The following is a 5,026-nucleotide window of genomic DNA, read 5'->3' on the forward strand; positions in this document are numbered from 1 at the left end:
GTCCAGTCCGCCCATGTACAGCCCCAGCTCCTCCTGCGCCTGGCGGCCCTCGGGGCCGAGCCCGCCACCGGGGCGCCCGCCGTCCACAGCGCCGTGGCCGTCCGGCGGAGCTGGGCGAGGCCCGTGCGGTGGGGCGAGTTCGCGGCGACGACCAGGTGGTCCCGGTCGCCGAGGGTGTCGCCGATCAGGGACGCGAGTTGCCCCGGGCCCACCTGGACGAAGGCGCGGTGCCCGGCGTCGTACAGGGCCTCGACGAGCTCGCGGAAGCGTACGGGTTCGAGCAGGTGGCGGAGGAAGAGTTCGCGTACGGCGGCCTCGCCCCGCGGGAAGGGTGCCGCCGTGGTCCCGGACCACACGGGCACGGTGGGCGGATGGAGCCGGAACCGGTCGGCGGCTTCCTTGATGGGCGCCAGATAGGGCTCGAGCATCGGCGTGTGGAACCCGGACCGGAAGGGCAGCACCTGGCACAGCACGCCCCGGGCGCGGAAGGCCCGTACGAACGCGGCGACCGCCGTGTCCGGCCCGCACACCATCGACTGGCCGGGCGCGTTGTCGTGGGAGAGCACGATCCCGGCGTCCGCCCAGTCGTCGGCGAGGGCGGCGGCGACCTGCGCCGCGGGGGCCCCGACGGCGGCGAAGGCCAGGCCCAGGACGGTCAGTGTGTCCGGGTCGAACCCGGCCATGAACGCGTCGACCTCGGCACCGGAGTACAGGCCGGCCACCGCCATCGCGGTCCATTCACCGACGCTGTGCCCGGCCACCGCGTCCGGCACGACGCCCATGCGGCGCAGCGCCGCGTCGAGCAGCCGGCCCACGCCTACGACACCGGCGCCGTGCCGGCCCACGTCACCGACCCGTGGTTCCCCGGCCGGGGTCCCGGGAAGCCGGGGCAGACCGAAGTGGGCGGCGACGTCGTCGACGCGGGGGGTGAACTCGGCCTCGAGGCCGGGGAAGACGAAGGCGAGTCCGCCCTGCCCCGGCCCGAGGAGCGGCCGGGTCCGGAACCAGACGTCGCTGCGGCCCTGCCAGGCCCGGCCCTTGCCGACCGCCCGCCGGGCCAGCGCCAGCCGCTTGGCGGTGGGACCGACGATGCCCAGCCGCACCGGACCGGCCTCGGGATGCGTCCGGTCGCTGTCCAGTCCGGAGCCGAGTACGGCGGAGTCGTCGGCGGCGAGGAGCGCGGCGAGGCCCTCCGGGTGGTCGGCGGCGAGCAGGAGGACACGTTCGGGTTCGGTGACCCGGGCGGGGGTGGGCGGGCGCCCGCCCCCGGCCTCCCCCGGGCCGGCACCGGCACTCCTCGCCACGGACCCCGCGGACTCGACGGCATCGGCCGCTGCGGAACCCCCGCCCGCCACGCCGGCCTCCCCGGAGCCGGGCCCACGCACATCAGCCCCGGGCCCCTCCGCCCCGGAACCCACCGACCCGGCGGCTACCGCCGCGGCAGGACCGCCGGCCACCACGTCAGCGGCCCGACCGACCGGCTCACCGACGCCGACCGGTGCCGAGCCGGACTCGTTCACGTCCGTGCCCGAACCCACCGGCTCCGTGCCCGAACCCACCGGCCCGGATCCCGCCGGCCCTGCGGCAGCGGCCACGTCGACCCTGACCGCCACCGAGCCCGGCCCGCGCACACAAGCCTGGGGCCCCTCCGACCCGGAACCCACCGACCCGGCGGTGCCGGCCCGGACGCGGAGGCCGCCGCTCGCCGGTGCCGTGCGGCCGGTGGGCGCCTCCTCCAGGACGACGTGGGCGTTGATCCCGCCGAAGCCGAACGCGTTGACCGCCGACCGGCGCACCGTCCGGTCCCCGCCGGTGTCCCAGGGAACCGCCTTCCGCAGCGGCCGGAAGCGGGTGCGGGCGAGGGCGGGGTGGGGGTCGTCGCAGTGCAGGGTGGGCAGGAGCGTGCCGTGGTGGACGGCCAGGGCGGCCTTGACGAGGCCTGCCACTCCGGCGGCCGGCATGGTGTGGCCGATCATCGACTTCACCGAGCCGAGCACGGCGCGGTCCTCGCTCTCCGGGGCGCCGGCCTCGCCGGCTCCGAACACCTCGGCCAGGGTGGCCAGTTCGGCGGCGTCCCCGGCGGGGGTGGCGGTGCCGTGCGCCTCCAGCAGGCCGAGGGCGCCGGGGGCGGCCGGGTCGAGGCCGGCGGCCCGCCAGGCCTGGCGTACGGCCTGCGCCTGGCCGCCCGGGTCGGGGTTGACGAGACTGGACGTACGGCCGTCGCTGGCCACGCCCGTGCCCCGGATCACCGCGTAGACGCGGTCGCCGTCGCGCTCGGCGTCGGCGAGCCGCTTGAGGACGACCACACCCGTGCCCTCACCGATGAGGATGCCGTCGGCGTCCCGGTGGAAGGGGCGGATGCGCTGGCTCGGGGAGAGGGCGCGCAGCTGTGAGAACACGCTCCACAGGGTGATGTCGTGGCAGTGGTGCACTCCCCCGGCCAGCATCACGTCGCAGCGCCCGGCGGCGAGTGCGCCGACCGCCTGGTCGACGGCGACCAGCGAGGAGGCGCAGGCCGCGTCCACGGTGTAGGCGGGGCCGCGCAGGTCGAGCCGGTTGGCGACGCGGGACGCCGCCAGGTTGGGCACCAGGCCGATCGCGGACTCGGGGCTGTGCGGGCCCAGGCGTTCGGTGAACGCTTCCCGGACCCGGGCCAGTTGGCCCGGTGTGAGGTCGGGCAGCAACTCGCCCAGGGTGCGGACGAGCTGTCCCGCCGTCCGCACCCGCTGGTCGAGCCGGACCAGGCCGGGGGTGAGGTAGCCGCCCCGGCCCAGGACGACGCCGACGCGGTGCGGGTCGGGCAGCCGGTCCGCGCCGCCCGCGTCGGCGATCGCGGCGGCGGCCACGTGCAGCGCGATCAGCTGGTCCGGCTCGGTACCCGCCACCGAGGCGGGCATGATGCCGAACCGGGTGACCTCCACCTCGGCCAGGCCGTCCACGAACCCGCCACGCCGGCAGTACACCTGGTCGGCGACGGCGGGCCCGGTCGCGGCCGAGGGACGGTAGTAGTCGGCGTCCCAGCGGCCCTCGGGCACGTCGCCGATCGCGTCCACGCCGTCGCGCAGGTTGTGCCAGTAGGCGTCCAGGTCGGCGGCGCCGGGGAGCAGGACCGCCATGCCGACGATGGCCACAGGTGTCTGACGACCCGTCGTGTCCGTCATGTCACCAGCCCGAGGCGGTGTAGACGACCGCCCGGGCGGCGGTGTCGCCCCAGGCGAGTTCCCGCAGCAGGGCCGCGGTGCCCTCCTCGGGGTCGATGAGCCCGACCCCGCGCCGGGCGTACTCCCGGCCGAGTTCGGGGCTGACCATGCCGGTGTGGGCGCCGGTGGGCGCCCAGGGTCCCCAGTGCACGGTCAGCGCGCGGTGACCGGTGCGGGCCGCCCAGTCGGCGCCGAGGTCCTCCAGGGCGTCGTTGGCGGCCGCGTAGTCGGCCTGGCCCCGGTTGCCGAGGACAGCGGAGACGCTGCCGAACAGGACGGCGAAGCCGGGCCCGGTGGGCAGTTCCTCCAGGGCCGCCAGCAGGGTCGCCGCTCCGGCGGTCTTGGTGCCGTACACCCGCTGGAAGGACTCGGCGGTCTTCTCGGCGATCAGCCGGTCCTCGATCACCCCGGCGGCGAACACGACCCCGTCGAGCCGGCCGTGCTCGGCGTGGATCTCCTTGATCGCCTGGAGTGCCGCGTCGTGGTCGCGGAAGTCCACGCAGCGGTAGCGGGCCTGGCTGCCGAGTGCCGTGAGTTCCCCGAGGGTCGCGGTGATCTCCCGCTGCGCCAGCAGCAGTTCCGCGGCGCGGTTGACCTCGGCGGGCTTCAGCGGGCCACCGCCCGCCTGCGCGGCGAGCGCCGCGCGCAGTTCGGCCGGGGTGCGGGCGGCGGCGGTCCGCGGGTCCTCGGGGCCGGTGGGGGCCGGGGTCCGGCCGATCAGTTCGACGCGGCAGCGGCAGGCCGAGGCGAGCGTGGCCGCGAACCTGGCGGTGATCCCGCGGGCGCCGCCCACCAGCAGCACCACGGAGTCCCGGTCGAGGCCGAGCGCGGCGGCCTCGGCGGCGCCGTCCCCGGCGGGGCCGGCTCCGGTGGTGCCGAGCGGGCCCAGGGGCGCCTCGACGAGTTCCGTGCCGTGCCGGCCCGCGGCCGTGCGCAGGACGACGGGGGCCGGCTCGGGCGACGGTGCGAGCACTTCGGCGAGCAGGGCGTCGGCGACGGCGGCCGGGGCGGTGTCGTCGAGGCCGACGACGCGTGCGACGGTCTCCGGGTACTCGCGGGCGATGGTGCGGAACAGGCCGTACAGACCGGCCGCGGGCAGGGCCTCGGCGCCGCCTGTGGGCCGGGCGGCCAGCAGCCGGCGCGGGCCGAGGGCCAGGGCGGCCCGCAGCACCGGGAAGGCGTCCGGCAGGACCGGGACGTCGGCGCCGGGCAGCGCGCCGAGGTAGAGGACGCCGTCCAGGGGGCCGTCCGCAGGGTTGAGGAGGTGCTCCCGGCCGGCGGTCACGACATGGGCGCCGTACCCGGTGAGCCGCGCCTCGACCTGCCCGGCCGCGCCCGCCCCGTCACCGAGGACGGCGAACCGCTGCCCGGCGAGCACGGCGGCGGGGTCCGCCGGGCCGTCGGGCAGGGGCAGGGGCACGGCGCTGAGCTCGAACCGCTTGGGGGCCTGGCCGGTGATCCCGGAAGGCTCCTCGGCGGGCGGGACGGCCTCCGGCGCGAGCGCCGTCCGCCCGTCGGCCGCGCCGAGCCGCGCCGCCAGCCAGTCGGTGACCGCCGCGGCCGTCCGCGCCTTGGCCAGCTCCTCCAGTTCGGCGTCGTCGAGGGAGGCCTGGAGGCCGCTGTCGCCGCCGATGCCCAGCCGCTGGGCGAGTTCGCCCGCGATCTCGGCCCGTTTGATCGAGTCGATGCTCAGATCCGCCTCCAGGTCGAGGTCGGGCTCGATCATGTCGACGGGGTAGCCGGTGCGCTCGCTGATGATCTCCAGGACGACCCGCTGGACGTCGGTGCCGGCGGGCGCGCCGCTGCCGGGGGCGGGCGCCGGCGTC

2 protein-coding genes are annotated in these 5,026 nt (G+C 77.3%); both read right to left on the reverse strand.

Annotated features, from left to right (window positions below; all coding sequences use genetic code 11):
* Positions 1-3,161, reverse strand: a 3,161-nt coding sequence (locus ABZX30_RS37660; protein WP_355942823.1) for a beta-ketoacyl synthase N-terminal-like domain-containing protein, incomplete at its 3' end; no start/stop codon positions are given.
* A gap of 1 nt (position 3,162) precedes the next feature.
* Positions 3,163-5,026 (reverse strand): SDR family NAD(P)-dependent oxidoreductase (locus ABZX30_RS37665; RefSeq protein ID WP_355942826.1); only part of this gene is annotated, 1,864 nt, incomplete at its 5' end.

The sequence above is a fragment of the Streptomyces sp. NPDC004542 genome, from assembly GCF_040610035.1.
Classification (GTDB): Bacteria; Actinomycetota; Actinomycetes; order Streptomycetales; family Streptomycetaceae; genus Streptomyces.